The sequence below is a fragment of the Streptomyces sp. NPDC090741 genome, from assembly GCF_044769045.1.
Classification (GTDB): Bacteria; Actinomycetota; Actinomycetes; order Streptomycetales; family Streptomycetaceae; genus Streptomyces.
The window spans coordinates 70,924-95,995 of the sequence record NZ_JBIVXF010000005.1 but is presented as its reverse complement, the minus strand read 5'-3'; the positions used below and the strand labels follow the sequence as shown (position 1 = coordinate 95,995).

General features: G+C 72.7%; 21 protein-coding genes. 9 read left to right on the top strand and 12 right to left on the bottom strand.

Going from position 1 to position 25,072, the window contains the following annotated elements; translation table 11 throughout:
- Nucleotides 1-67: 67 nt before the first annotated feature.
- On the bottom strand, nucleotides 68-1,117 hold the full coding sequence (locus ACIQU4_RS15180; RefSeq protein ID WP_403729859.1) for a hemin ABC transporter substrate-binding protein: 1,050 nt from the start codon (nucleotides 1,115-1,117) through the stop codon (nucleotides 68-70).
- 122 nt (nucleotides 1,118-1,239) lie between these two features.
- Between ACIQU4_RS15180 and ACIQU4_RS15175 the strand changes: the two genes are divergently transcribed.
- The 4 genes from ACIQU4_RS15175 (at nucleotide 1,240) to ACIQU4_RS15160 (ending at nucleotide 5,328) form a co-directional block, all read left to right on the top strand.
- A complete protein-coding gene (locus ACIQU4_RS15175) occupies nucleotides 1,240-2,703 on the top strand; it encodes an HtaA domain-containing protein (protein ID WP_403729857.1) in 1,464 nt (487 codons plus the stop codon).
- A 49-nt stretch (nucleotides 2,704-2,752) separates the two neighbouring features.
- Nucleotides 2,753-4,210 carry an HtaA domain-containing protein gene (locus tag ACIQU4_RS15170; protein ID WP_403729854.1) on the top strand — a complete coding sequence of 486 codons (1,458 nt, stop codon included), beginning with the start codon at nucleotides 2,753-2,755 and terminating at the stop codon, nucleotides 4,208-4,210.
- Nucleotides 4,211-4,230: 20 nt separating this feature from the next.
- On the top strand, nucleotides 4,231-4,902 hold the full coding sequence (locus ACIQU4_RS15165; protein WP_403729851.1) for a PhzF family phenazine biosynthesis protein: 672 nt from the start codon (nucleotides 4,231-4,233) through the stop codon (nucleotides 4,900-4,902).
- A gap of 81 nt (nucleotides 4,903-4,983) precedes the next feature.
- Nucleotides 4,984-5,328: a hypothetical protein gene (locus ACIQU4_RS15160; RefSeq protein WP_403729849.1), complete on the top strand. Its 345-nt coding sequence runs from the start codon at nucleotides 4,984-4,986 to the stop codon at nucleotides 5,326-5,328.
- An 86-nt stretch (nucleotides 5,329-5,414) separates the two neighbouring features.
- Here the strand turns inward: ACIQU4_RS15160 and ACIQU4_RS15155 are convergent, their stop codons facing one another.
- Nucleotides 5,415-6,062: a heme oxygenase (biliverdin-producing) gene (locus ACIQU4_RS15155; RefSeq protein ID WP_403729847.1), complete on the bottom strand. Its 648-nt coding sequence runs from the start codon at nucleotides 6,060-6,062 to the stop codon at nucleotides 5,415-5,417.
- 168 nt (nucleotides 6,063-6,230) lie between these two features.
- Nucleotides 6,231-7,088 (bottom strand): type I methionyl aminopeptidase, encoded by an 858-nt coding sequence (gene map / locus ACIQU4_RS15150; protein WP_403729845.1) that lies wholly within the window; start codon nucleotides 7,086-7,088, stop codon nucleotides 6,231-6,233.
- Between the two features lie 72 nt (nucleotides 7,089-7,160).
- Between map and ACIQU4_RS15145 the strand changes: the two genes are divergently transcribed.
- A complete protein-coding gene (locus ACIQU4_RS15145) occupies nucleotides 7,161-7,400 on the top strand; it encodes a hypothetical protein (RefSeq protein WP_403729842.1) in 240 nt (79 codons plus the stop codon).
- Between the two features lie 59 nt (nucleotides 7,401-7,459).
- Here the strand turns inward: ACIQU4_RS15145 and ACIQU4_RS15140 are convergent, their stop codons facing one another.
- Complete coding sequence (locus tag ACIQU4_RS15140) at nucleotides 7,460-8,065, bottom strand: hypothetical protein (protein WP_403729840.1); 606 nt, start codon at nucleotides 8,063-8,065, stop codon at nucleotides 7,460-7,462.
- 113 nt (nucleotides 8,066-8,178) lie between these two features.
- Between ACIQU4_RS15140 and npdG the strand changes: the two genes are divergently transcribed.
- Nucleotides 8,179-8,907 (top strand): NADPH-dependent F420 reductase, encoded by a 729-nt coding sequence (gene npdG / locus ACIQU4_RS15135; protein WP_030156291.1) that lies wholly within the window; start codon nucleotides 8,179-8,181, stop codon nucleotides 8,905-8,907.
- A 48-nt stretch (nucleotides 8,908-8,955) separates the two neighbouring features.
- Here npdG and ACIQU4_RS15130 read toward each other — a convergent pair whose 3' ends face one another.
- Nucleotides 8,956-11,001, bottom strand: coding sequence for a TerD family protein (locus ACIQU4_RS15130; RefSeq protein ID WP_403730927.1), 2,046 nt, complete (start codon nucleotides 10,999-11,001; stop codon nucleotides 8,956-8,958).
- 240 nt (nucleotides 11,002-11,241) lie between these two features.
- Here ACIQU4_RS15130 and ACIQU4_RS15125 point away from each other — a divergent pair, with 240 nt between their 5' ends.
- On the top strand, nucleotides 11,242-11,427 hold the full coding sequence (locus ACIQU4_RS15125; protein WP_403729837.1) for a hypothetical protein: 186 nt from the start codon (nucleotides 11,242-11,244) through the stop codon (nucleotides 11,425-11,427).
- A gap of 3 nt (nucleotides 11,428-11,430) precedes the next feature.
- On the opposite strand, the gene ACIQU4_RS15120 is transcribed toward ACIQU4_RS15125, so the two are convergent.
- Complete coding sequence (locus ACIQU4_RS15120; RefSeq protein WP_403729835.1) at nucleotides 11,431-12,228, bottom strand: site-2 protease family protein; 798 nt, start codon at nucleotides 12,226-12,228, stop codon at nucleotides 11,431-11,433.
- Between ACIQU4_RS15120 and ACIQU4_RS15115 the strand changes: the two genes are divergently transcribed.
- Entirely contained in the window at nucleotides 12,227-15,718 is a 3,492-nt protein-coding gene (locus ACIQU4_RS15115; protein ID WP_403729832.1) for an AfsR/SARP family transcriptional regulator, read from the top strand. The genes ACIQU4_RS15120 and ACIQU4_RS15115 overlap by 2 nt on opposite strands.
- A gap of 60 nt (nucleotides 15,719-15,778) precedes the next feature.
- Here the strand turns inward: ACIQU4_RS15115 and ACIQU4_RS15110 are convergent, their stop codons facing one another.
- From ACIQU4_RS15110 to panB, 3 genes are all read right to left on the bottom strand, one after another.
- Nucleotides 15,779-16,639, bottom strand: coding sequence for an ABC transporter permease (locus ACIQU4_RS15110; RefSeq protein ID WP_403729829.1), 861 nt, complete (start codon nucleotides 16,637-16,639; stop codon nucleotides 15,779-15,781).
- A complete protein-coding gene (locus ACIQU4_RS15105) occupies nucleotides 16,636-17,688 on the bottom strand; it encodes an ATP-binding cassette domain-containing protein (protein WP_403729827.1) in 1,053 nt (350 codons plus the stop codon). The genes ACIQU4_RS15110 and ACIQU4_RS15105 overlap by 4 nt, the downstream gene beginning before the upstream one ends.
- A 110-nt stretch (nucleotides 17,689-17,798) precedes the next feature.
- On the bottom strand, nucleotides 17,799-18,659 hold the full coding sequence (panB, locus tag ACIQU4_RS15100) for a 3-methyl-2-oxobutanoate hydroxymethyltransferase (protein ID WP_403729824.1): 861 nt from the start codon (nucleotides 18,657-18,659) through the stop codon (nucleotides 17,799-17,801).
- 362 nt (nucleotides 18,660-19,021) lie between these two features.
- On the opposite strand from panB, the gene ACIQU4_RS15095 reads away from it, so the two are divergent.
- Complete coding sequence (locus ACIQU4_RS15095) at nucleotides 19,022-20,050, top strand: endonuclease/exonuclease/phosphatase family protein (protein WP_403729822.1); 1,029 nt, start codon at nucleotides 19,022-19,024, stop codon at nucleotides 20,048-20,050.
- Nucleotides 20,051-20,152: 102 nt separating this feature from the next.
- Here ACIQU4_RS15095 and ACIQU4_RS15090 read toward each other — a convergent pair whose 3' ends face one another.
- The 3 genes from ACIQU4_RS15090 to ACIQU4_RS15080 form a co-directional block, all read right to left on the bottom strand.
- Entirely contained in the window at nucleotides 20,153-21,907 is a 1,755-nt protein-coding gene (locus tag ACIQU4_RS15090) for an NAD+ synthase (RefSeq protein ID WP_403729820.1), read from the bottom strand.
- A 100-nt stretch (nucleotides 21,908-22,007) separates the two neighbouring features.
- Nucleotides 22,008-23,183, bottom strand: a complete 1,176-nt coding sequence (locus ACIQU4_RS15085) for a hypothetical protein (RefSeq protein WP_403729817.1) — start codon at nucleotides 23,181-23,183, stop codon at nucleotides 22,008-22,010.
- Nucleotides 23,184-23,360: 177 nt separating this feature from the next.
- The gene (locus ACIQU4_RS15080) at nucleotides 23,361-25,007 is read right to left on the bottom strand and encodes a multicopper oxidase family protein (protein WP_403729814.1); all 1,647 of its coding nucleotides are present in this window, start codon (nucleotides 25,005-25,007) and stop codon (nucleotides 23,361-23,363) included.
- Nucleotides 25,008-25,072 lie beyond the last annotated feature (65 nt).

Below are 25,072 nucleotides of genomic sequence, written 5' to 3'. Positions count from 1 at the left end.
GGCGCGGGCGTTCGGGGGCCGGCCCCCGGAAGGTGGCCGCGCCCGTGTTCTGTTCCGTCACGTCACGTCACACGGTCTTTCCGTACAGCTGGGAGATCAGCGAGCTCAGCACCTGGTCGGTGCGCGGGCCGTAGTTCAGCAGGACCCCGTCGTCGACGGTGACGACCCGCCGGTCCATCCCCGCCGGGGTCTGGGCCACGCCCGGGATCTTCACCAGACCGTCCGTACCGCCCACGGACTCCAGCCCCTTGGACATGACCAGGATCGCGTCCGGCGCGGCGGCCGCCAGCGCCTCGCTCGTGATCGGGGTGAAGTCCTTGCCGAGTCCCGACTCCTTGCCCGTGTCCAGCGCGCCGGCCGCTTCGAGCAGCGAGGCCGCGCCCGAGTCGGAGCCGCCCAGCAGGTACACGGACGCGGTGCCGCGCAGGTACAGGAACGCCACCCGGGGTTTCTTCCCGGAGGCCGCGGAGGCGGGGATGCCCTTGCGGGCGGCGGCGATCCGCTCGGCGGTGCGCTCGTTCAGCCGCGCCCCGGCGTCCTTGACGCCGAGTGCGGCGGCGACCGTCTCGATCCGCTTCGGCACGTCCTCCAGCGATTTGGCCGGGGCCACCACCAGGAGCGGGATGCCCGCGTCGCGGATCTGCCGGATCGCCTCGGCCGGTCCGGAGGTGGTCTCGGCCAGCACCAGCGTCGGGCGCAGCGACAGCACGCTCTCCGCCGAGACGTCATGACCCCGGGTCACCACCGGGAGCTGCGCGGCCTGTTCGAAGGTGGCCGTGATGTCGCGGGCTACGACCTGCGGGCCGAGGCCCAGCGTCTGGACGATCTCGTTCAGGCTGCCGGTCAGCGGGACGATCCGGTCCGCGGAGGTGACGGTCACCTGGCGGCCGTCCGCCGAGGCGGCGGTGACCGGGAGGGCGGGCAGCGGCGCCGGGGTGAGCGGTTCCACCCGGTCCGGTGCGGCGGCCGGGCGGGCGGCGGTGCCGGGTCCGGCGCCGGCGCCGGTGGCGGATGTGCCTCCGCAGCCCGTCAGGGAGGCCAGGGCCAGTGCGGTGAAGGTGACCGCGAGGGCAAGGGCGCGGCGGGGGAAGCGGGTTGACGCGGCGGGCGTAGGCACGAAGGCACCGTCCTGATCGTCCGGCTGGGGTGTTGAGGTTCCAGGGAACCGGGGGTTCCCCTCCGACTGGAGGTAGCTTAGGTTAGCCTAACCTTATTAACCAGCCCTGGGAGGGGACAACCATGCCTGCGAGACCCGCCCGCGCGTCGGCAGTCGCCCTGTTGGCAACCCTGGCGGCCTTGTTGGGCGCCCTGGCCCCGGCCACCGCCGCGCATGCGGCCGGCCGCACCGTACAAGGGGGCCGACTCGACTGGGGCATCAAATCGTCCTTCCAGAGTTATGTCACCGGTCCCGTCGCGAAAGGCGCTTTCAAGCTGAAGAATGGGGCCGCCACGGTAGGCGGCAGCCTGTTCCGCTTCCACTCGGCCACCGGCTCCTACGATCCGGAATCCGGCGCCTTCGAGGCGGCCTTCAGCGGCGGCGTCAGCTTCCAGGGCCACCAGAAGCCGGACGGCACGTACGAGCTGGACCTGACGGTCGGCCGCCCCACCGTCAAGATCGACGGCGGCAGCGGCACCCTCTACGCGGACGTCTCCAGCAAGGCCAAGGACACCGGCGCGGTCACCACCCAGACCCAGGTGCCCTTTGCCACCCTCGGCCTCGGCGGGGTCGACATGAAGGGCGGCGGCAGTCCCGTCGCCCTGACCAACATCCCGGCCACCCTCACCGACCAGGGCGCCAAGGCCTTCGCCGGCTACTACTCGGCGGGCGCGCAGCTCGACCCCGTCTCGCTCTCCGCCGACGTCAAGGCCGCGCCGGCCGCCGATCCCTCGTCGTCCGTGCCGTCCGCGACCACCCCGGCGCAGCCCTCGCAGGATCCGCAGGCCGCCCAGGGGACGTTCGCCGAAGCCGCCGTCGACTGGGGTGTGCGGCGTACGTTCCGCGAATATGTCACCGGTTCCGTCGGTCAGGGCAAGTGGACCCTCGCCGAGGGGGCCCAGGACGGCGGCGCCCTGTTCCGCTTCCCGCAGGGCAAGGGCGCGTACGACGGCCGGAAGGGCACGCTCGACGCCACGTTCGCGGGCACGGTCCACTTCAGCGGCGCCCATCTGGACCTGAAGCTCGGCAAGCTGAGCGTCAAGGTGGAGAACGGCAAGGGCGTCCTGTCCGCCGACGTCACCACGGGCTCCGAGACGAAGAGCGCGGTCGCGCTCGTCGAGTTCGACGCCAGGGCACTGAAGACCGAGGGCGCGCTCGTCACCCTCACCGAAGCCCCCGCGACCCTCACCGAGGGCGGCTCGCAGGCCTTCAACTCCATGGCCATTCCTTCCCTGTATGCGGCCGGCACCGAGATGGACCCCGTCTCGCTCGCCGTCGCGCTCGACGCCACCGCGAAGCTGCCGGCCCTGCCCGACCTCGGCTCGACGGCCCCGCCCGCCGCGCCGTCGCCCTCCGCCTCCCCGCCCGCGTCGGCGGCGAAGGCCGAAGGGTCCTCGAACACCGGGCTGTACGCCGCCCTCGGCGTGGCCGTCCTGGTCCTGGCCGCAGGCGCCGTCTTCCTCGTCCTGCGCCGCAAGCGCACCGCGGACGCGCCGGATGCCGCGGACACCGCAGACGACGCAGACGCGCCGACGCCCCGGCCCTGATCCGCTCCGTCCCTCCCTCAACCCCGTCGCCCTTCAGGAGGCCCCCGTCATGTCCTCGTCCCACCGCCGTTCGCTCGCCCTCGCGGCCGCCGTCGCCACCGCAGCCGCGCTCGGCGCCACCGCCTTCGTCCTGCCCGCTACGGCGGTGGGCGGCGGGCAGGCCTCCGCGGCCGTCGCCTCCGCGCCGATGCCGATCGTGAACGGCACCCTCGACTGGGGAGTCCTGGCGAGCTACCGCTCGTACGTCCTGAACATCGCCAAGGGCACGATCACCCCGGCGGACGGGGCCACCCTGAACGCGGACGGCACGTTCCGCTTCAGCTCGGCGACCGGCCAGTACGACAAGGACGGCGGGCACATCGTGACCGCCGCCTTCAAGGGGAGCGTCACCTTCGACGCGCCCGCGCACGGCTTCAAGCTGACCCTCGCCAACCTCCGCTTCGACACGGGCACGAAGAAGCTGACCGCCGACGTCACCAAGAACGGCACCCTCACCCCCGATGTCCCCATGGCCGACGTGGCCTTCGGCGGGCAGTCCATGGAGAAGCTCGGCACCACCCTCACCAAGGAGGCGGCGGAACAGCTGGGTTCGGACAAGTACGTCGGCCTGGCCGGTGACCCGCTCACGGCCGCCCTGCAGTTCGGGCAGCCGTCCACCTCCCCGTCCCCGTCCGCGACCCCGTCGCCGTCGGCGTCCACCTCCCCGTCCCCGACCCCGTCGAGCCCGTCGAACTCCGTGACCCCCTCCCCGGGCGCGAGCTCCCCCGCGGCCGACGGCCCGCAGCAGCTCCTCGGCGGCCGGCTCGCCTGGGGCGTGAAGGAAGGTTTCCGCTCGTACGTGGTCAAGGGCGGCGGCTCGGTCACCCCGGCGGGCGGGGCCGTCGCGAGCGGCGACACCTTCGCCTTCGCCCTCGGCAAGGGCGAGCTAGACGTCAAGAAGCAGAAGCTGAACGCCACGTTCGCGGGCAACCTGCGCTTCCAGCGGGCCGACCACGGCGTCGACATGACCTTCGCGAACGTCCGCATCAACGCCGAGGGAAAGAAGGGCACGCTCGTCCTGGACGTCAAGTCGCCCACCGCCACCAAGGTGAACGTCCCCTTCGCCACGCTCGACCTGTCGAAGGCCGAGTACCGGACCTCGGGCGGCCTGCTCACCCTGAACGCCGTTCCGGCCGCCTTCACCGCCGAGGGCGCGGCGGCCATCGGCGCCCCGAGCCCGGACTACGCCGAGGGCAAGCCGACCGACCCGGTCACCCTCTCGGTCTCCGTCGACAAGGACGGGGTGATCCCCACCACGGCGCCCACCACCCCCACGTCCGCCACCGGCGGGTCCGGCGGGTCCGGCGGGACGGGTGGCACCGTGGGCGGGGGCGGCGTCGGCGGCAACCTCGCCAGCACCGGCGCCGAAGTCCCGGCCGGAGCCCTGCTCGCCACCTCCGGCGCGGTCGTCGCGGCGGGTGCCGGCGCCGTCCTCCTCGCCCGCAGGCGGCGCGCGGTCCAGAGCTGAACCGTGTTTCAATTTCCCGCGTGAACGATCTCGATGTGCTCAAGGTCTTCTGTGCGGGCGACGGACGGCACGGCAACCTGCTCGGTGTCGTCCGTGACGGCCGATCCTGCCCCGACGACGCCTCGCGACAGGCTCTCGCCGCCGAACTCGGCTACAGCGAGACGGTGTTCGTCGACGACTCCGAGCGCGGGGTCGTCGACATCCGCACCCCCGGTACGCGGATGTCCTTCGCGGGGCATCCGCTGGTCGGGGTCGCCTGGCTGCTGGACATCGAGGAGCTCCAGCCGCCGGCCGGCTCCGTATGGGCGCGTGACGACGGGGAGTTCACCTGGATCACGGCCCTGCCCGAGTGGGTCGAGGGCAAGCGCACCGAGCAGTACGCCAGCCCCGCCGAGGTGGACGCGCTGCCCGCGCCGCCGCCCGGCGAGGGCTGGCTGTACGCCTGGGCCTGGGAGGACGAGACCGCCGGCCGCATCCGGGCCCGCGGCTTCCCGCGCCGCCCCGACGGGGTCATCGCCGAGGACGAGGCCACCGGATCGGCCGCGATCCTGCTGACCGCCGAGCTGAACCGGGCCCTGAACATCACCCAGGGCGCGGGCTCCCAGATCCTCACCGCGCCCGGCCCGGACGGCACCGTCGAGATCGGCGGCCGCGTCCGCTTCGCGAAGCTCCCGACGCCGCGCGCCGAGTAGGTCCGAACCGAGTAGGTGCGCACCCGCGATTGAGTACGTGTGCGCTGGGGGCGGGATGCCGGACGGCGGTTCCATGGCCGTATGAACCACATGAACACGCCATCGAGTGCCGTCCGGCCGCCGCACGCCCCGCCGCAGCCGTGGCTGCTGGTCCCCGCGCTGTTCACCGCGCTGACGCTGGTGGCCGGCGGCCTGAGCTACGCGGCCTCCGACCTGCCGCGTTCCCCGCTCTGGCTCTCCCTCCCGTACCTGCTCCCGCTGGGCCTGGCGGCCCTCACCTGGCGGCGGCCCCGGACCCCGGCGCAGCGTACGAACCGCATCGTGGCGGGCAGCATCGGCGCCGCACTCGCCCTCGTCTGCGCCAAGGCCGTCGAGGTCGTACTCATCGGCGTCGGCCTGGCCCTCTGGCTGACCCACGGCGACTGACGGCGCGGGGCGGGGCAGGCGGGGCAGCCGCGACACCCCCGGCGCCGGGCGGCGGGCGCCGGGGGTGTCGTCCGTACGGGGGAGCGTCAGGCGCTCAGCGGGAACTCCGCGCCCAGCTCGCGGAAGACCGCGCCGTTGAAGTCGAAGGCGCGCTTGCACTCGTCGATGATGCGCTGCTTCTCCAGGTCGTCCGCGGCGATCGAGTCCAGCAGCTCGCGGTAGGTCCGCTTGAAGGCCGCGGGGTTGGAGATGTCCGCGAAGACGTAGAACCGCACACCGTCACCCTTGCGCGTGAAGCCCCAGGCCCGCTCCGCCTTGTCGCGGATGATCTGGCCGCCCGAGAGGTCGCCCAGGTAGCGGGTGTAGTGGTGGGCGACGTACCCGCCGGGCCAGGTGGCCGCGCACTGCGCCACGCGGGCCGCGTAGGCCTCGGTCGCGGGCAGCGCGACCAGCGTCTCGCGCCACGAGGGGCCGCGCAGGTGTGCCAGATCCCGCTCGATCTCGGCCACGCGCATCAGCTCGGGCCGTATGAACGGGCCCGCCACCGGGTCGTCCTTCAGGGACTCGGCCGCATCCTCCAGAGCCCGGTACACGAACCACAGCTGCTCGGTGTAGCGCGCGTACGCGTCCACCCCGAGACGGCCGCCGAGCAGGTCGCTCATGAACGTCGAGGTCTCTGCCTCGGTGTGCTGCTCGTGCGACGCGACACGGATGACCGTAGAGAAGGCGTCCAAGACAATCCTCCGAAGACGGGACGAGGAACAACGGAGCCCGGCGGGCGTGACGGCACGGCCGCCACGCCCGATCCTCGCGCTTAGGGTTACCTAAGTCAATCTCTTCCCGACGCCTTGTCGGTAAAACCCTTCCGGAGTGATTTTGGGGAGAGCTTTTACGGAGAGCTGTTACGGAAGGGTGAGGATCTCGGCGCCCGTGTCCGTCACGACCAGTGTGTGCTCGAACTGCGCGGTGCGCTTCCGGTCCTTCGTGACGACGGTCCAGCCGTCCGCCCACATGTCGTACTCGTGCGTGCCCAGGGTCAGCATCGGCTCGATCGTGAAGGTCATCCCGGGCTCGATGACGGTCGTGGCGTGCGGGCTGTCGTAGTGCGGGATGATCAGGCCGGAGTGGAAGGACGAGTTGATGCCGTGCCCGGTGAAGTCCCGGACCACGCCGTAGCCGAAGCGCTTCGCGTACGACTCGATGACCCGGCCGATCACGTTGATCTGGCGGCCCGGCCTGACGGCCTTGATGGCCCGGTTCAGGGCCTCGCGGGTGCGCTCCACCAGCAGCCGCGACTCCTCGTCCACCTCCCCGCACAGGTACGTGGCGTTGTTGTCGCCGTGCACGCCGCCGATGAACGCGGTGACGTCGAGGTTCACGATGTCGCCGTCGCGCAGGACGGTGGAGTCGGGGATGCCGTGGCAGATGACCTCGTTCACCGAGGAGCACAGGGACTTCGGGAAGCCCCGGTAGCCCAGCGTCGACGGGTAGGCGCCGTGGTCGCACATGTACTCGTGCGCGACCCGGTCCAGCTCGTCGGTGGTCACCCCCGGGGCGATCAGCTTGGCGGCCTCTTCCATCGCCTGGGCGGCGATCCGGCCGGCGATGCGCATGGCCTCGATGGTCGCGGCGGACTGCACCTCCGGTCCGGTGTACGGAGTGGGCGCGGGCTTGCCCACGTACTCGGGCCGGCGGATGTTTCCGGGAACGGAACGGGCGGGAGAGAGCTCGCCTGGTACGAGCAGCGACTGGCCAGACATGCAAGCGAGTGTATCCAGCGGGGATGGGGCAGCATGGCGGCAGAGAGCGGTATCGAGAGGAGCCCGAGGACGATGGCCCTGTTCAAGAAGCGCCAGGTGGGCAAACCCGGCGAATGGTACTACTGCCTGGTCCACAACAAGGTGGAGGAAGGCCCGGAGTGTCCGGCGAAGGACCGTTTCGGCCCGTACTCCACGCCGGAGGAAGCGGCCCACGCCATGGAGACCGCGCAGGAGCGCAACCTCGAATGGCAGAACGACCCCAACTGGAACGACAAGTCCCGCGAAGAGGACGAGGGTACGAGCGCGCCGTAGGGCCGTAGGGCTGTAGGGCTGTAGGGCCGTAGGGCCATGGCGCCATAGCGCCTCGCGGCCTACCAGGGGCTGGGCGGCGGCGCGGTCAGCTGGTCGGCCAGCCGTGCCAGCCGGTCCCGCAACCGCCGCGGCCCGCTCTGCACCGGCAGGCCGTTCTCCCCGGCCGCCGCGCTGACCAGGTGCTGCACCGTGTCCAGGTCCAGCTCGCCGGCGCCCTCCCGTACCGACAGGGCGTCGTGCGCGAGCGCGGCGAGATCCGGGTCCCCGCCGTGCAGCGACAGTACGGTCGCCCCCGCGCGCCGGGCGTCGTGCACCCGCTCCAGCAGCCCCGCCCCGGGCTGCTCCGGGGCCACCACCAGCAGCGTGTGCCCGCGCCGGGCCCCCTCCAGCCGGCCCAGCCCCACCGACAGGTGCGCCGGCTGCCCGGGCGGCACCCGGTGCCGTACGAGCATGGGCGCCAGCTCCGGCAGCCCGGACCAGGCGGCCTCGTCCACCAGGTGCGCCGCCAGATGCCACGGCTCGTACTGCTCGGTCCCCACCAGCAGCAGGTTCCCGCCGGCCGGTACGACCGAGTGCCGCAGCGATCCGGCGAAGCGGCGCGCGGCGCCGGGCCACTGCGTACCGGCGAGCACCTCGCGCAGCAGCGCGACCCTCACGGCGTCCATATCGGCATCCTGCCGTAGGAAAGGGACCTACGGGGGCACTTCGCCCCGGTTCGCCCGACGGCGTCGGTTCACGTCCGTTCGCCTCTCGGGATCACGGCATTACCCTCGCCCCCATGACCTCCACAGACAGCACTCAGAATCCGCCCGCCCAGGCCGCGGCGAAGGCGCCCGCCAAGGACCCGTGGGATCTGCCGGACGTCTCCGGCCTCGTCGTCGGCGTCCTCGGCGGCACCGGTGACCAGGGCCGGGGCCTGGCCTACCGGCTGGCCCGGGCCGGCCAGAAGGTGATCATCGGCTCCCGCGCCGCCGAGCGCGCGCAGAGCGCCGCCGACGAGCTGGGCCTCGGCGTGGAGGGCGCGGACAACGCCGAGTGCGCGCGCCGCAGCGACATCGTGATCATCGCGGTGCCGTGGGAGGGCCACGCCAAGACCCTCGAAGCCCTGCGCGAGGACCTCGCGGGCAAGCTCGTGGTGGACTGCGTCAACCCGCTGGGCTTCGACAAGCAGGGCGCGTACGCCCTCCGGGTCGAAGAGGGCAGCGCGGCCCAGCAGGCCGCGGCGCTGCTCCCCGACTCCCGCGTGACGGCGGCCTTCCACCACCTCTCGGCGGTCCTGCTCCAGGACGAGTCGGTCGAGGAGATCGACACCGACGTGATGGTCCTCGGCGAATCCCGCGCCGACACGGACATCGTCCAGGCCCTGGCCGCCCGTATCCCGGGCATGCGCGGGGTCTTCGCGGGCCGTCTGCGCAACGCCCACCAGGTCGAGTCCCTGGTGGCCAACCTCATCTCCACCAACCGCCGCTACAAGGCCCACACGGGCCTGCGCGTCACGGACGTCTGAGCCGCCGCCGCTGCGCCCCCGACGGGCGCAGCGGTACCTCGGCCGGTATCAGCCCCGGCGCCCGGCGCGCGCCTCCACGGGCCCCAGATGCGCCACGACCCCCTGGTAGAAGCGGTCCACGGCCTCGTCGACGCTACGGATGAAACCGGACTCCGTATTGCCACGGGTGTTGCCCATGCCCTTGATCAGCGAGAGCCGGAACCCGGTGAGCGCGGCGCCGCCCTTGGGCAGCAGGTCGCCGGGCTCGGGGCGCAGCCGCTCCAGGGTGCCGCGCGGCCCGTTGCCGCCCTCGACGAGGCTCTCCACGTGCAGGTCCGCCGGAGCCTCGGCCAGCAGCCGCACCAGCCGCTTCACCGTGGTCAGCGGGTACGAGCCCTCCGGTGCCGGCACGTCCACGCAGGTGCGGACCTTGCCCGTCCGCAGATCGGCGGTCACCGCGATGACGCTGCTCGTCCCGTCGATGCGCAGCTCCGCGGTGAGCCGCCCGTCCAGGCACAGCTTCTGCGCCGCGGCCGTCCGGCGCGCCTGCGGATCGCTGCCGCGCCGCACCCGCTGCACCGGGAGCGCCTTCTGCCCGAGCTCTCCGCCCAGGCGCAGGCAGACCTGGCGGATCAGCCGCTCCCAGCTCTCGACGACCTCGACGGCGCGCGTGTCGTCGGAGGCGAGGGTTTCGTCCTCGATCCCCTTGCGTACGGGCACCCAGGCGGCGCCCATGTTCTGGAAGCCGTGGCAGCCCGACTGCTCGTGCTGGAGGTACTCCAGCAGCTCCTGGAGCAGCCAGGCGTGCGCGGCGTTGCCCACGCCCTCGTGACGGATCAGCATCTGGGCCTGGTGGGCCACCTCGGCCCAGGACAGGTGCCAGAGGCTGACCTTGTGCTTGCGCCGACCGTCGGTCTTGACGTCCACCATCGCCGCGCCTTCGAGGGCGACGTCGTTGGAGAGCGTGATCACGGCCTCGTAGCCGCGGCGGGCGGCGATGTCCGTGTACTGCTGGACCTGCTCGGGCTTGAGCGGGTTGCCGTTCGTCTTGGTCTCGACCAGTGCCGTCCAGAGCTTCCCGGCGCGCTCGACGCGGATCACCCCGTCCGGGCGGCGCGGGGTGTCGCCGTGGGGGAGGGACACCTCGGTGAAGGTCTGCATCCGGCCCGCGGGGGCGCCGAACGCGGCGGTGAGGCGGCGGCCGAACTCCGGTACCTGTGCCATGACGGACAGCAGCACCGAGGTGGCGCGCACCTCCCGCTCCTTGTCGCTCTTCAGCGTCGGTACGGGGAACAGCCGGGCCGGGCGCCAGGAGTCGTTCTCGGCGAGCGAGCTCTTGGCCACCTTGGGCAGGGTGACCTTCTTCTTGGTCGTACGAGGGCCCCGGCCGCGGGTCTGGGCGGGCACCGCGACCGGCTCCGTGGGGGTGGGGGCCGGGGCCCCGGTCGCGGGCGCGGCGACCGGCCCGGTCTTCGCGGCGGGCACGGCGTCGGCGGCTTTCGCCATCTCGATGGCCTCGGCGCCGTCGCCCGCTTCGCCCGCTTCGCCCGTCTCGCCCGTCTCCTCGGTCTCGTCCGCCTCCTCGTTGACGGCGATGCCGAAATCGGTGGCCAGACCGGCCAGCCCGGTCTCGTAGCCCTGCCCGACCGCGCGGAACTTCCACTCCTCGGCGCGCCGGTACAGCTCACCGAAGATGAACGCGGTCTCCACGCCCGCGTCGTGGATGGAGAACCCGACCAGCGGCTCGCCGGAGCGGTCCGCGACCGTCATCCGCAGATCGTCCAGGTCGCCGAACCGGGCGCCCCCGTACTGGCTGGCCGCCACCACGATCCGCTCGACCCCCTCGGGCACGGCGGTGAGGTCCACGCTGATGCGGTCCTCGTCCCCGCTCCCGGTCGGCGTCTTCCCCAGCAACTGCACGCTTCCGTCGGCGGCCGCCGGGTTGTTGTAGAAGTAGAAGTCGTTCTCGCTGCGGACCTTGCCGTTCCCGTCGACGAGGAGCACCGAGACGTCGGCGTCGCCGGCCCCCGACACGCTGCTCCAGCTCAGGCTCACCACCACGGCCCCGGCGTCTTCGCTGAGGGCCGTCAGGCTGACGTTGGCGCCCTTTGAGATCTCCTGCACGTCCATCCCCCCAGTCGCCCGGCTTCGGCCGCGCGGACCGTGCAGGCCGGACTGTCGTCCTTCCGTACCCGGCGAACCGTAGCGGCGCGCCGCGCGGAAGATCGGGAAACGATGAAAACGGGGCGGAAGCGGAGTGCGGGGCTCGGTCGGCGGCTTTACGGGAGTACTGCGGGGGATGGGGGACACTGGTGGGGCTCGACCCCGTTCCGTGTCGCCGAGGAGCTGTTCCCCATGCCCCGCCTTGCCGTGTTCGCCATCGTCGTCTGCGTCCTAGCCGTGGCCGCGGCCGTGGTCGCCTTCGTGGAGGGCAGCTTCCTGGGGATCGTGTGGGTGCTGCTGGCCGGGCTCACGTCGAACATGGCCTGGTTCTACCTGCGCAAGGCGAAGGCGGAGAAGGCCGCGCGCTCCGCCGGGTAGGACTTACTGCGGGGCCGCGCAGAAGCCGTTCGTGTCCTGCCAGAAGCGGTAGAGGTCGCGGCCGCAGAAGGTCTCCAGGTCGGACACGCCCAGCGTGGACAGCAGGTTGCGCACCACGTCGAAGAAGTACCCGTTGACCTCCGGGATCCACAGCAGCGCGAACACGGCTATCAGCCCGAACGGCGCCAGCGGCGCCACCTCGCGGCGGATCCGGTAGGAGAGCCAGGGCTCGATGATCCCGTAGCCGTCCAGGCCCGGCACCGGCAGGAAGTTCAAGATCGCTGCCGAGACCTGGAGCAGCGCGAGGAAGGCGAGCGCGAAGCGGAACGCCATCGGGACCCCGTCGAGGGCGTTCAGCCAGAACGGCGCCGTGCACACGACGGCGAAGGCCACGTTGGTCAGCGGGCCCGCCGCCGAGATGAGGCTGTGCTTCCAGCGGCCCTGGATCCGGTCTCGCTCGATGTACACCGCGCCGCCGGGCAGGCCCAGCCCGCCCATGATCACGAAGATCACCGGCAGGACGATGCTCAGCAGCGCGTGCGTGTACTTCAGCGGATTCAGCGTCAGGTAGCCCTTGGCCCCGACCGAGAGGTCGCCGCTGTGCAGGGCCGTGCGGGCGTGCGCGTACTCGTGCAGGCAGAGCGAGACGATCCAGGCCGAGGTGACGAAGAGGAACACGGCGAGCCCGGTGCTCGTCGAGTACCCCGTCCACACGGCCCAACCGGTGACCGCCATGACGGCGAAGATGCCGAGGAATACGGAACTGATCTGCCGCTCGCTGCGGCTGCCCTGATGACCCATGCGGCGAAACCTACCCCGGGCAGGGGGCCAAAAGGAGTACGGGGCCGGGCCCCGGGACAGCGACAATGGGCCGGTGCGTTACACGATTCTCGGCACTGCCCAGGCCAGCCGCGACGACGGGAGCCCCGTCGCCGTCGGCGGAGCGCGCCTGCGGGCGCTGCTGACCGCGCTCGCGCTGCGCCCGGGGCGGGCCGTGACGGTGCACCTGCTGGTGGAGCAGGTGTGGGACGGCGACCGCCCGGCGGATGCTCCGGCCGCGCTCCAGGCGCTGGTGGGCCGGCTGCGCAGGGCGCTGGGACACGGGGCGGTGCGCTCGGTGGAGGGCGGGTACCTGCTGGTCGCGGCGGGCGAGGACGTCGACCTGTACCGCTTCGAGCGGCTCGCCCGGGCCGGCGCCGCGGCGCAGGACCCGGCCGAGGCGGCCGCCCTGTACGACGAGGCCCTGGGCCTGTGGCGCGGCCCGGCGCTGGCCGACCTGCCGGACGCGGCGGCCGAGTCCGCCCGCTGGGAGGCCGTACGTCTGGACGCGCGCCGGGGCCGGCTCGCGGCGGCCCTGGCGCTGGGCCAGGCCGAGCGGGCCCTCCCGGAGCTGACCGTCCTGTGCGGGGAGCGCCCGCTGGACGAGCCGCTCCAGGCCCTGCGGATCCGGGCCCTGCGGGACACGGGCCGCCCGGCGGAGGCGCTGGCCGCCTACGAAGCCGTCCGGCAGGACCTGGCCGCCCGCCTGGGCACGGACCCGGGCCCGGCCCTGTGCGCCCTCCACACCGAACTCCTGACCCCGCACCCCCTCCCCCCGACCCCCGCCCCGGCCCCCGTCCCGGCCCCCGGCCCCGGCAACCCGGCGGCTCCCGGGCAGAGCCGCGCTCCGGGGGCACTCGGGATTCCCCGGCCGGGGAACCTGCGGGCGCGGGTGACCAGTTTCGTGGGGCGCGAGGGGGACATCCGGGTCATCGGCGCGGATCTCGGGCGCGCGCGGCTCGTCACCCTGCTCGGGCCCGGCGGAGCGGGCAAGACGCGGCTGTCCCAGGAGGCCGCCGAGCACGCCGCCGAGCAGGCCGCCGAGCAGGCCGCCGAGCACGCCGCCCAGGCCTGGCCCGACGGGGTCTGGTTCGTGGAGCTGGCCCCCGTGGACGACCCCGAGGACGTCGCCGAGGCCGCCCTCACCGCGCTCGGCGCACGCGAGACCAAGTTGCGCGGCGCCGCCGCCGAGGAGCTGCGGGCGCTGACCGACCGCGCCGGGGACCAGCCCCTCGACCGGCTCGCGGAGCACTGCGCCCGGCGGCGGATGCTGCTGATCCTGGACAACTGCGAGCACGTCATCGGCGCCGCCGCCGAGCTCGCCGAGGAGCTCCTCGCCCGCTGCCCCGGCGTCCGGATCCTGGCCACCAGCCGCGAACCGCTCGGCGTGCCGGGGGAGTTCCTGCGCCCGGTGGAGCCGCTGCCCGACCCCGTCGCGCTCCGGCTCCTGGGAGACCGGGGGGCCGCTGCCCGGCCGGGGTTCCGCACCGACGACGACCCCGAGGCCGCCGCCGAGATCTGCCGCCGCCTCGACGGGCTGCCGCTCGCCATCGAGCTGGCGGCGGCCCGGCTGCGGCTGCTCACCCCGCGTCAGATCGCGGACCGGCTCGACGACCGCTTCCGGCTCCTGACCGGCGGCGCCCGTACGGTACTGCCCCGCCAGCAGACCCTGCGCGCCGTCGTCGACTGGTCCTGGGACCTGCTCGACGCATCCGAACGCACCGTCCTGCGCCGGCTCTCCGTCTTCGCCGGCGGCTGCGACGTGGCCGCCGCCGAAGCCGTCTGCGCCGCCCCCGCCGCCCCCGCCGCCCCCGGCACCTCCGCCACCCCCGCCGCCCCCGGCACCCCCGACGTCCTGGACCTCCTCGGCTCCCTCGTCGACAAGTCCCTCGTCGTCGCCGCCCCCGGCCCCGACGGCACCGAAATGCGCTACCGCCTCCTGGAGACCGTCGCCGAGTACGCCGCCGAGCGGCTCGCCGAGGCCGCCGGGGACCGCGCCGCCGCCGAGCGCCGCCACCTCACGTACTACCGCGAACTGGCCCGCACCACCGCGCCGCTGTTGCGCGGCCGACGCCAGCGCGAGGCCACCGAGCGGTTGGCCACCGAGTACGAGAACCTCCGTACCGCGCTGCGCCGCGCCGTCGCCGCCCGCGACACCGACGAGGTGCTCTGCCTGGTCCACGCCCTCGCCTGGTACTGGCAGATGCACGACCTGCGCGCCGAGTCCCGGCACTGGTCCAACGCCGCCGGCGCGCTCATCCCCGACCCCTTCCGCGCGCCCGTCGCCCCCGCCGAGCCGGTGTACGCAGAGCTCGTCGACACGCCCCCGCCGTACAGCGGGGAACTGCTCACCGAGGCCTGGCGCGGCATCCGGCTGATCCAGCTCGCCTCGCGCGACCAGACCAACGAGAGCTGGACCGCGCCCGAGATCCGGGACCAGATCGAGCAGGTCGTCGCCGCCTACCGCCCCGGCCTGCCGCAGACCTGCCGGACCCCCGGCGGCCTGTGGATCTACGCCGTGATGATCGCCGGGGACCCCGCCCTGCTCCGGCAGGTCCTCGACGCCACCGTCGACACCGCCCGGGAGCTGGACTACCGCTGGGAGCTGGCCGCCGCCCTCCAGGTACGGGCCAACGTGCTGGCCAACCGGGCCGACTGGTCCGGGGACGCCACCCGCGACGCCGACGAGAGCCACGCCGTCTTCGAGTCGCTGGGCGACGACTGGGGCTGCGCCGAGGCCCTGTCCGCCCGCGCCGAATCCCGCGAGAAGCGGGGCGAGTACGCGGCGGCCACGGAGGACTTCCGGTCCGCGATCGAGCACGCCGAGCGGCTCGGCGCCCTGTCCCAGGTCACGGTCCTGCGCGTGCGGATGGCCGGGACCCTCGTCGAGAGCGGCGAGGTCGCCCGGGCCGAGGAGATCCTCACCGAGATCCTGGACACCCCGCTCACCCACGGCAACGAGGCCCTGCCGGCCGCCCGGATGTTCCTCGCGGCCGTCTACGGCTGCACCGGCCGCATCCCCGAGGCCCGCCGCCAGCTCCAGATGCTGCACGAGGAGTTCGCGCTCGGCGCCTTCGCCATCTTCGAGGGGTTCCTGGTCGGCACGATGGCCTGGCTGGACAACCAGGGCGGCGCGTACGCGGACGCCCTCGCCCGTCTCCGGAAGGCCATGGGGGGCGCCCGGGACCCCCTCGCCCTCATGGTCGCCCCGCACATGCCCGCCGTGTACCTGCTGTCGGCGGCCCTCTCGCACGTCAGCCTCGGTGGCGGGCGGCACGCGTACGACGCCGCGCGGCTGCTCGGCGCGTACCGCGCCCACCTGCCGGCCCAGCACTTCCCCATCAGCACGGAACGCAAGGACGCGGCCCGCGCCGAGGAGCTGACGCGCGCCGCGCTGGGCGAAGCCGCGTACGCCTCGGCATACGCCGAAGGCGGCGGCCTCACCCTGGAGGAAGCCACCGCCCTCATCTGACCCGGCCCCCCGTACGGGGCCCGCCCGGGACGCGATCCGGAACGGACCGGCCGGCCCGGATCAGGTCTTCTGGCGGAACTTGCGGACCGCGAGCGGCATGGTGACCGCCGTGATGGCCACCGACCAGATCAGGGTCATCGTCACCGGGTGGGCGACCGCACCGCCGTTGATCAGGCCGCGGGCCGCGTCGGCCAGGTTGGACAGCGGGTTGTAGTCCGTGAAGGACTGCAGCCAGTCGGGCATGGTCGACGGCGGGGCGAAGATCGAGCTGCCGAACTGCAGCGGCATCAGGACCAGCATCGCCATGCCCTGCACGGCCTGCGCGGTCTTCAGGGTGAGACCGAGCAGGATGAAGATCCACATCAGCGAGGCGCCGAAGACCGCCGACAGGCCGATGGACAGCAGCAGGTCGAACACCGAGGTCTTGATCGACAGGCCGAGCATGAAGCCCACGGTGAGCAGGATCGCGATGGCGACCATCATCCGGCCGAGCTCGACGACGATCTTGGCGATGAGGACGGACGACCGGGCGATCGGCATGGACCGGAACCGGTCCATCACGCCCTTCTTGAAGTCGTCGTTGACGCCGGTGCCGACACCCATGGCGATGTTCATGCCCATCATGGCCATCAGGCCCGGCACTACGTAGTTGACGTACGCCTCCTGCTGGCCCTTGCCGGAGATCGCTCCGCCGAAGACGAAGACGAACAGCAGCGTGAAGATGATCGGCATGAACAGGACGTCGAACATCGACTCGGGGTCCTGCTTGATCTGCAGGGCGTTGCGGCGCACCAGGGCGCCGATGTGCCGCAGATTGGCCCGCAGGCCGATCCGGCCCTCGCCATCCGCGGCCGCGGACGGCGCCGGCGCTGCCGCGGTGGCCGCCGCGGCGGCGGGCTTCGTCGTGGTTCCGGTGCTCATGCCGCGACCCCCTTGGTCTGCTCGTCGTGCTCGTTCTGCTCGGTGGACCGCGCGTCCTCGACCGAGGTGGGCCGCTGGCCCGTGATGGCGAGGAAGACCTCGTCCAGGCTCGGCAGGTACGTGCCGAGGTCGGCGATCGCGTACCCGCGGGCGGCCAGCAGGCCGACCACGGCGGTCAGCTGCTCGTCGCTCAGGATCGGGACCAGCAGTACGCCCTCGTCCGGGACCGCCTGCGTACCGGCGACCCCGTCGAGCCCGGCCTCGGCCAGCGAGCGGGCCATGCCCGGCAGGTCGGACGCGGCGACGGGGCGGATCTTCAGGGTCCGGCCGCCGACCCGGGCCTTCAGCTCGTCGACCTTGCCGTTGGCGATGACCTTGCCCCGGTCGATGACCGTCAGCTCGCTCGCGAGCTGCTCGGCCTCCTCCATGTACTGGGTGGTGAGCAGGACGGTGGCCCCCTCGGCGACCATCCGCTGCACCTCGTCCCACACTTCGTTGCGGGTACGGGGGTCGAGGCCGGTGGTCGGCTCGTCCAGGTAGAGCACGGCCGGGCGGCCGATCATCGAGGCGGCCAGGTCGAGCCGGCGGCGCATGCCGCCGGAGTAGTTCATCGTGGCCTTCTTGGCGGCGTCGGTGAGCGAGAACCGCTCCAGCAGCTCGTCGGCACGGGACCGGGCGTCCTTGCGGGACAGGTCGAGCAGCCGGCCGATCATGTAGAGGTTCTCCCAGCCGGAGAGCTTCTCGTCGACCGAGGCGTACTGGCCGGTGAGGCCTATGGTGCGGCGCAGTTGCCGCGGCTGGCGGACCACGTCGTAGCCTGCGACGGTCGCGGTCCCGGCGTCCGGGACGATCAGGGTGGAGAGGCAGCGTACGAGGGTGGTCTTGCCGGCGCCGTTGGGGCCGAGGACACCGAGGACCGTGCCCTCGCGGACGTCCAGGTCGACCCCGTCCAGGGCCTTCGTCTCGCCGTAGTGCTTGACCAGCCCCCGTACCTCGACGGCGTGCGAGCCGTTCACGGGATTCTTGTCGTTTCGCGTCATGTCCGCCATGGGACCATCCGCCACCGACAACGCTCCGACAGGCGACCGACAGGAAGAAGGCCGGAAGCCGACAGCCCGCCGACGACGCGTCGGCGGGCTGTCGGTACGGGGCTACCCGGTCAGTGGAAGCTGTGCTCGGCCTGCGGGAACGTTCCGCCGACCACGTCCTCGGCGAAGGCCTTCGCCGCGTCGCCCATGGTGGCGCGCAGGTTCGCGTACTGCTTCACGAACTTCGGCATCTTCCCGCCGGTCAGGCCCATCATGTCCGTCCACACCAGCACCTGCGCGTCGCACTCCGCGCCGGCCCCGATGCCGACCGTCGGGATGTGCAGGGAGCGGGTGACCTCGGCGGCCAGCTCGGCCGGGACCAGCTCCAGCACCACCGCGAAGGCGCCCGCGTCCTGCGCCGCCTTGGCGTCGCGCAGCAGCTGGTGCGCGGCCTCGTCGCCGCGGCCCTGCACCCGGTAGCCCATGGCGTTCACGGACTGCGGGGTCAGGCCCAGGTGGGACATGACGGGGATGCCGGACTGCACGATCATGTCGGTCTGGTGCAGCGAGCGCTCGCCGCCCTCCAGCTTCACGGCTCCGACACCGGCCTCCTTCACGAGGCGGGTGGCGCTGCGCAGCGCCTGCACGGCGCCTTCCTGGTACGAGCCGAACGGCAGGTCGCCGACGACCAGGGCCCGGCCGGTGCCGCGCACGACGGCCGCCGACAGCATGGTCATCTCGTCCATCGTCACGGGGACGGTGTTCTCGTAGCCGAGGTGGCAGTTGCCCATGGAGTCGCCGACCAGGATGACCGGGATGCCGGCCTCGTCGAAGACGGACGCGGTCATCGCGTCGTAGGCGGTGAGCATGGGCCACTTCTCGCCGCGCTCCTTGGCGAGGGTGAGGTCGCGGACGGTGATCCGCCGGGTGCCCGTTCCTCCGTACAGGGTGGGGGAGGAGGCTTCGCGGGCAGGCGAAACGGCATGCGTCATTGCAACTGCTCCTTGATGTCATCTCGAGGCGCCCTTACGGCGTCCCCGGACTCACCCACCATGGTGGCACCTGCCAGGGCCGTGGCGAAAGTGGTGAGAGGGCCCGTACGTCACACTCCTGCCGCACGCGAGGACCACTCCCTGCACCCTCATGGCCCCCTCTTGGACCTCTCATGGTCCCCTCACCGGCGGTTCGGCGCGCGCGGGAGGCAATGTACGCGTTTCGTGACAAGCGGAACCTCGGCCACACGGCCGTTCGTCCTCCCGGACGTACGGCCGGAACAACGGCACGGAAGGCTCCGTCGATCGCCTAGGGTCAAGGTGCGGGGACGGAGCGCAAGCACGGCAGCGAGGGCAGTGGCATGGCACAGGCGTACATGACGGAGACGGGGAACGGCGGCTCGGAGCCCGAGCCCTCCGGATCCCGCCTCCGGCGCCGACTGGCCGGGCTGCGCCGGGACCGGGGCATCTGGCGGCGCGGGATCGTGACCGCGGCCCTGGCCGCCCTGATCTCGCTGATCATGATCTTCCACGCCGAGCTGCCGAACGACGTGGGCAACCTCGGCAGCCTCACCGAGACCTTCCTGCCCTGGCTGGGCCTGGCCGTGCCGCTCCTGCTCGCCGCCGCCGTCGTGCGCAAGTCGGCCACCGCGCTGATCGCGATACTGCTGACGGCCGTCGTCTGGGTGAACCTCTTCGGCAGCCTGGTCCTCGACAAGTCCGGCTCCGGCGGCAACCTGATGGTCGCCACCCACAACGTCGACGCCGACAACCCCGACCCGCAGGACACCGCCGCCCGGATCGCGAGGTCCGGCGCCGACGTGCTGGCCCTGACCGAGCTCAAGGGCAGCGCCGTCCCCGTCTACGAGCAGGCCCTGGCCGGCGGGTACAAGTACCACTCCGTCGAGGGCACGGTCGGCGTGTGGAGCAAGTACCCGCTGAGCGCCAGCGCTCCCGTCGACATCAAGATGGGCTGGACCCGCGCCATGCGCGCCACCGTGGACAGCCCGTACGGCAAGATCGCCGTCTTCGCCGCCCACCTGCCCTCCGTGCGGGTCAAGCTCAACGCCGGCTTCACCGCCAACCAGCGCGACAACAGCGCCGCCGCCCTGGGCTCGGCGCTCGCCGCCGAACCGCTGAAGAAGGTCATCCTGCTCGGCGACCTCAACGGCACCATGAACGACCGGTCCCTGTCCGACGTCACCTCGCAGATGCGCTCCACGCAGGGCGCGGCGGGCGACGGTTTCGGATTCAGCTGGCCGGCCCAGTTCCCGATGGCCCGGATCGACCAGATCATGGTCCGCGGGATCACGCCGGAAGCCTCCTGGAGCCTGCCGCGCACCGGCAGCGACCACCTGCCGATCGCCGCGCGGCTGACCGTGAAGCAGTAGCCCGTACCCCCGTACGGGTGAGAAGGGGGCCCCGCCGCGTCGGCGGCGAGGCCCCCTTCTCCCGTCTCTTCCGTTTCTCCCGCTCGACCCCGGCGGCAGCGGCTACGCGTGCTCGCGCCAGCCGTTCGTGATGGGCAGCCGGCGGTCCTTGCCGAAGCCCTTCGCGGAGATCTTCGTGCCCGGCGGGTACTGGCGCCGCTTGTACTCCGCCGTGTCCACCATCCGCAGGGTCTTGGCGACCAGTGCGCGGTCGAAGCCGGCTTCGACGATCGCGTCGATGCCCTGGTCGCGGTCCACGTACAGCTCCAGGATCGCGTCGAGCACCGGGTAGTCGGGCAGCGAGTCCGTGTCCACCTGCCCCGGGCGCAGCTCGGCGCTCGGCGGCTTCACGATGGAGTTCTCCGGGATCGGCGGGGTCTCGCCGCGCTCGGCCGCGGCCCGGTTGCGGTACCGCGCGAGCCGGAAGACGTCCGACTTGTAGACGTCCTTGATCGGGCCGTACGCGCCCACCGAGTCGCCGTACAGGGTGGAGTAGCCGACGGCCAGCTCAGACTTGTTGCCCGGGGCCAGCACGATGTGGCCCTCCTGGTTGGAGACCGCCATCAGCATGGTGCCGCGCAGCCGGGACTGGAGGTTCTCCTCCGCCAGGCCGGTCAGGCCCAGCGAGCCCATGTACGCGTCGAACATCGGCTCGATCGGCACGGTCCGGAAGTTCAGGCCGGTCCGGTCGGCCAGATCGGCGGCGTCGCCCCTGGAGTGGTCCGAGGAGTACTTCGAGGGCATCGAGATGCCGTACACGTTCTGCGCGCCGATCGCGTCGCAGGCGATGGCGGCGACGAGCGCGGAGTCGATGCCGCCGGAGAGCCCGATCAGGACGGAGCGGAACCCGTTCTTCTTGACGTACGCGCGCAGCCCCACGACCAGCGCGTCGTAGATCTCCTCGTCGTCGTCCAGGCGGTCGGCGTACCCGCCGGTGACCACGGGCTCGTACGGTTCCACCGGCTCCCCGGAGAGGATCACGCGGTCGATCCGCAGCCCGTCGTCGACGAGGCCCTCGGGGGCGTCGGCGCGGGCGGCCGGCAGGTCGAGGTCGACCAGGACGCAGCCCTCGGAGAACTGCGGGGCGCGGGCGATGACCTCGCCGTCGGCGTCGACGACGATCGAGTCCCCGTCGAAGACCAGCTCGTCCTGGCCGCCGATCATCGCCAGGTAGGCGAGGGTGCAGCCGGCCTCCTTGGCACGCCTGCGCACCAGTTCGAGGCGCAGGTCGTCCTTGTTGCGCTCGTACGGGGAGGCGTTGACGGAGATCAGCAGGCCGGCCCCGGCCGAGCGGGTGGCCGGGACGCGGCCGCCCTCCTGCCAGAGGTCCTCGCAGATGGCCAGGGCCACGTCGACGCCGTGCACCCGGACGACCGGCTGGGTGTCGCCCGGCACGAAGTACCGGAACTCGTCGAACACGCCGTAGTTGGGGAGGTGGTGCTTGGCGAACCGGAGGACGACCTTCCCGCCGTACAGCACGGCGGCCGCGTTCTCCGGGGACCCGGCGGGGCGGCCGAGCCGCGGGGCGGCCTGCTCCGTACGGTCGAGGTAGCCGACGACGACCGGCAGTCCGCCGAAGCCCTCGGCCGCCAGCCGCTCCGCGAGTTCGCGCAGTGCGGTACGGGAGGCCTCTACGAAGGAGGCGCGCAGGGCGAGGTCCTCGACGGGGTACCCGGTCAGCATCATCTCCGGGAACGCCACCAGGTGGGCGCCCTGCTCGGCGGAGTGCCGGGTCCAGTGGACGACCGAGTCGGCGTTGGCGGCGATGTTGCCGACCTGCGAGTCGATCTGATTCAGAGCGAGGCGAAGTTGAGGCACGGGCCCAGTGTAATCGTCTTTCTGACGCGATGTCCTGGGGTCCGTGCCTCTTGCCGTGTTCTCAGCCCTGTTTTGCGCCGTGATTTCCGCCGTGTTCCGGTCAGCCGATCGAGCCGCTGAACTTCGCGCTGGGCAGCCGGATGCCGGGGGAGATGTCGGCCGAGAGGTGGTCGGTGCCCTCGGGAACCTCGTAGGCCAGGATCCCGCTGGCGGACTCGCCCGGCAGGATGTCGCCCCTGATCATCTTCGGGACGTCGCCGCCGTCGAAGGCGAGCTTGGCGGTCATGCCCTTGTCGTCGCGGACGTTGGGCACCGCGTAGATGACGTTGTGGGTCTCGGTGGAGTTGTTGGTGATGGTGAGCGTGAACTCCACCGCGTTGCCGACCGTGGAGTACTTGTTCTTGGTGACGTACTTCTTCGGCGCCGAGAGGGTCACCTTGATGCCGTTCGGGTACGTGTACGTCTCGCCGAACGGCAGCGCGGAAGTGATGCCGGGGACCTGCGTGGGCGAAGGCGACGGCATGGGCCTCGGCGAGAACTTCGGGACCGGCGGCCGGCTGCCGCCGATGTCGTCCGGGACCTCCCAGCCCTCCCTGAGCTTGGCGTCGGCCACGTTCGTGACGACGAGGCCGGTGAGGAAGAGGCCGCCGACCGAGGAGCCGAGGCCGAGCACGGCGAGGACCGTGCCGGTGACGGCCATCGACTTGCGTCCGGCGCCCTTCGAGGCGCGGACGAGGGCGCCGATGCCGATGCCGATGCCGACCAGGGCGAGGAGGGCGCCCGCCCAGAATATGAACGGGATCAGGCCGATGAGCACGGCGGCGATGCCGAGGATGAGGGCGGCGACGGCCAGGCCGTTGGTGGTGGCCGGCGGGGGCGTGCCCCACGGGTGGCCGGGGGTGGCGCCGGGGTGGGCACCCCAGGCGTCCCCGGGCGGTACGGGCGCCGCCGGCGCGCCGAAGGAGGCGGCCGGGGGCATGGGTGCGGGCGGCGCGAAGGCCGGGGCGGGCGCGGGGGCGGCGGCCTGCGGGGGCGCGGTCGTGGGCTCGGGCTCGGGCTGAGGCGCGGGGGCCGGCTCGGGCTGCGCTTCGGGGGCCGGGGCGGGGGCGGGGGCCGGGGTCGGCCCCGGCGTGGGCTCCGGGGTCTTCCGGAGCGAGAGCGGCTGCGCCGGCTCGGGCGCGGAGGGCGTGTCCGAGGCCGGCGCCGGTATGGGCGTGCCCGCGGGTTCCGTCGGTGGACCGGACGGGTGCTCGGGCTGGTTCGGGGGCGTGCTCATACCTGGCGGGAGTCCTCACGGGGGTGGTGTGCGCGGTGATCACCAAGCCTGCCATGCGCCCCGTACGGCTCCAAAGGGGTTTGGCTCCCGGCCGGCCCCCGGTCGGCCCCCGGTCGGCCTCCGGCCAACGGGCCGGGCACGGGCCGGGGACCGGGTGCCGGACTCCCCGGCGGAGCGCTACCGCTGGTAGCCGAGCACCGTCATCATCCCGGCCTCCGCGTGGTACACGTTGTGGCAATGTGCCATCCACAGCCCGGGGTTGTCGGCGTCGAAGTCCACCGTCAGCTTCTTGTCGGGCAGGATCAGCGCGGTGTCCTTGCGTGCGCCGCCCGCACCGCCGCCGAGGGCGAAGGTGTGCCCGTGCAGGTGGAGCGGGTGCCACATCGTTGTGGAGTTGTTGAACTCCAGCCGGACCCGCTCGCCCGCCCTCACCGGGTGCCGCTGGTCCGGGGTGTACGGCTTGCCGTCGAAGGCCCAGTCGTACTTCGCCATCCCGCCGGTCAGTTCGATCCCGATCGTCCGGTCCGGCGTACGGGCCGTCAGCACGGCGGGCTCCGCTGCCCGCAGCCCGTCGGCCGTCAGCGGCTTGCCGGCCAGCTCGGCGGGCCGGGTCGCGGCCGTGGGCGCCGTACCCGGCCCGGTGCGCAGGAGGGCGAGGGCCGACGCCGACCCGCCCTTGCCCTCGGCGAGTGCGGTCAGCGGGAACACCCCGTCCTGCGCGGTGACCAGGACGTCGTACCGCTCGCCCATGCCGAGCAGCAGGGAGCCCGTCCTCGCGTGCTCCACCGGGTAGCCGTCGGTGTGGGTGACCGTCAGTTCGTGGCCGCCGAGGGCGATCCGGAAGGCGGTGTCCCCGCCCGCGTTGACGATCCGCAGCCGGAGCCGGTCGCCCGGCTTGGCGGTGAAGACCGAGGGGTCCTGCGCCGTCCGGCCGTTGACCAGGTAGTACGGGTAGGCGACGTCGCCCGGGTCCTTGCCGAGGACGTCGCTCTCCCCGCCCATGAGCAGCCGCGAGGGCGGGCCGCCCGCCGCCGGGGTCCGCGGGGCGGGGGTCTGCGGGGCGGGGGCGCCGTGGCCCGCGTGGCCGCCGCCCGCCCCCATGTCCATGCCCTTGCGGAGTTCGGCGAGGACCGCGTCCGGGGTGGAGCCGTCCACTCCGTCGACCCAGTCGTCCAGGACCACCACCCACTCCTTGTCGTACGCGAGGGGCTCCTTCGGATCCTCGACGATGAGCGGCGCGTACAGGCCGCGGTCCTGCTGGACCCCCGAGTGCGGGTGGAACCAGTACGTCCCCGGGTGCGGGACGGCGAAGCGGTACGTGAAGGACCCGCCCGGCGCGATGTCCCGCTGGGTCAGGCCCGGGACCCCGTCCATGTCGTTGCGCAGGGCGAGGCCGTGCCAGTGCAGGGAGGTGGCCTGCGGGAGGTTGTTGGCCAGGGTCAGGGCGAGGGTGCCGCCCGCGGTGACCCGGACCTCCTGGCCGGGGAGCCGGTCCCCGTACGCCCAGGAGCGGACGGTGAGCCCGCCGCCGAGTTCGAGCGGGGTGGCGGTGGCGGTCAGCCTGACCTCGGAGACCGGTCCGGTGGCCTTGCGGGCGGCCTCGGCGGCCCGCACCTCGGGCCCGGCGGGGTCGACGTAGCCGCCCGGCGAGGCGGCGGGGGAGGGGCCGCCGTGGTTCATGGAGCCGTGGTCCATGCCGGAGCCGTCGGACATGCCGGCGCCGTCGGAGCAGGCGGCGAGCAGGCCCGAACCGGCGAGGGCGGCGGTGGCGCCGAGCACGGCGCGGCGGGTGGGACGAGTGGGACGGATGGGAAGAGAGCGCATGGAAGCACCTCGTGGCGTGTGTCGTACGAGCGGATGGGCGCTGTCTGCTGCCGCCGCGCGGGCAT

What these genes read in the sequence shown, in the direction of transcription:
- ACIQU4_RS15175 (WP_403729857.1), top strand. Translation starts at nt 1,240, where the DNA reads ATGCCTGCGAGACCCGCCCGCGCGTCGGCAGTCGCCCTGTTGGCAACC.
- ACIQU4_RS15125 (WP_403729837.1), top strand. Translation starts at nt 11,242, where the DNA reads ATGCCCCGCCTTGCCGTGTTCGCCATCGTCGTCTGCGTCCTAGCCGTG.
- ACIQU4_RS15095 (WP_403729822.1), top strand. Translation starts at nt 19,022, where the DNA reads ATGGCACAGGCGTACATGACGGAGACGGGGAACGGCGGCTCGGAGCCC.
- ACIQU4_RS15110 (WP_403729829.1), bottom strand. Translation starts at nt 16,639, where the DNA reads ATGAGCACCGGAACCACGACGAAGCCCGCCGCCGCGGCGGCCACCGCG.
- npdG (WP_030156291.1), top strand. Translation starts at nt 8,179, where the DNA reads ATGACCTCCACAGACAGCACTCAGAATCCGCCCGCCCAGGCCGCGGCG.
- ACIQU4_RS15115 (WP_403729832.1), top strand. Translation starts at nt 12,227, where the DNA reads ATGCGGCGAAACCTACCCCGGGCAGGGGGCCAAAAGGAGTACGGGGCC.
- ACIQU4_RS15160 (WP_403729849.1), top strand. Translation starts at nt 4,984, where the DNA reads ATGAACCACATGAACACGCCATCGAGTGCCGTCCGGCCGCCGCACGCC.
- ACIQU4_RS15145 (WP_403729842.1), top strand. Translation starts at nt 7,161, where the DNA reads ATGGCCCTGTTCAAGAAGCGCCAGGTGGGCAAACCCGGCGAATGGTAC.
- ACIQU4_RS15120 (WP_403729835.1), bottom strand. Translation starts at nt 12,228, where the DNA reads ATGGGTCATCAGGGCAGCCGCAGCGAGCGGCAGATCAGTTCCGTATTC.
- ACIQU4_RS15085 (WP_403729817.1), bottom strand. Translation starts at nt 23,183, where the DNA reads ATGAGCACGCCCCCGAACCAGCCCGAGCACCCGTCCGGTCCACCGACG.
- ACIQU4_RS15140 (WP_403729840.1), bottom strand. Translation starts at nt 8,065, where the DNA reads ATGGACGCCGTGAGGGTCGCGCTGCTGCGCGAGGTGCTCGCCGGTACG.
- ACIQU4_RS15080 (WP_403729814.1), bottom strand. Translation starts at nt 25,007, where the DNA reads ATGCGCTCTCTTCCCATCCGTCCCACTCGTCCCACCCGCCGCGCCGTG.
- ACIQU4_RS15105 (WP_403729827.1), bottom strand. Translation starts at nt 17,688, where the DNA reads ATGGCGGACATGACGCGAAACGACAAGAATCCCGTGAACGGCTCGCAC.
- map (WP_403729845.1), bottom strand. Translation starts at nt 7,088, where the DNA reads ATGTCTGGCCAGTCGCTGCTCGTACCAGGCGAGCTCTCTCCCGCCCGT.
- ACIQU4_RS15170 (WP_403729854.1), top strand. Translation starts at nt 2,753, where the DNA reads ATGTCCTCGTCCCACCGCCGTTCGCTCGCCCTCGCGGCCGCCGTCGCC.
- panB (WP_403729824.1), bottom strand. Translation starts at nt 18,659, where the DNA reads ATGACGCATGCCGTTTCGCCTGCCCGCGAAGCCTCCTCCCCCACCCTG.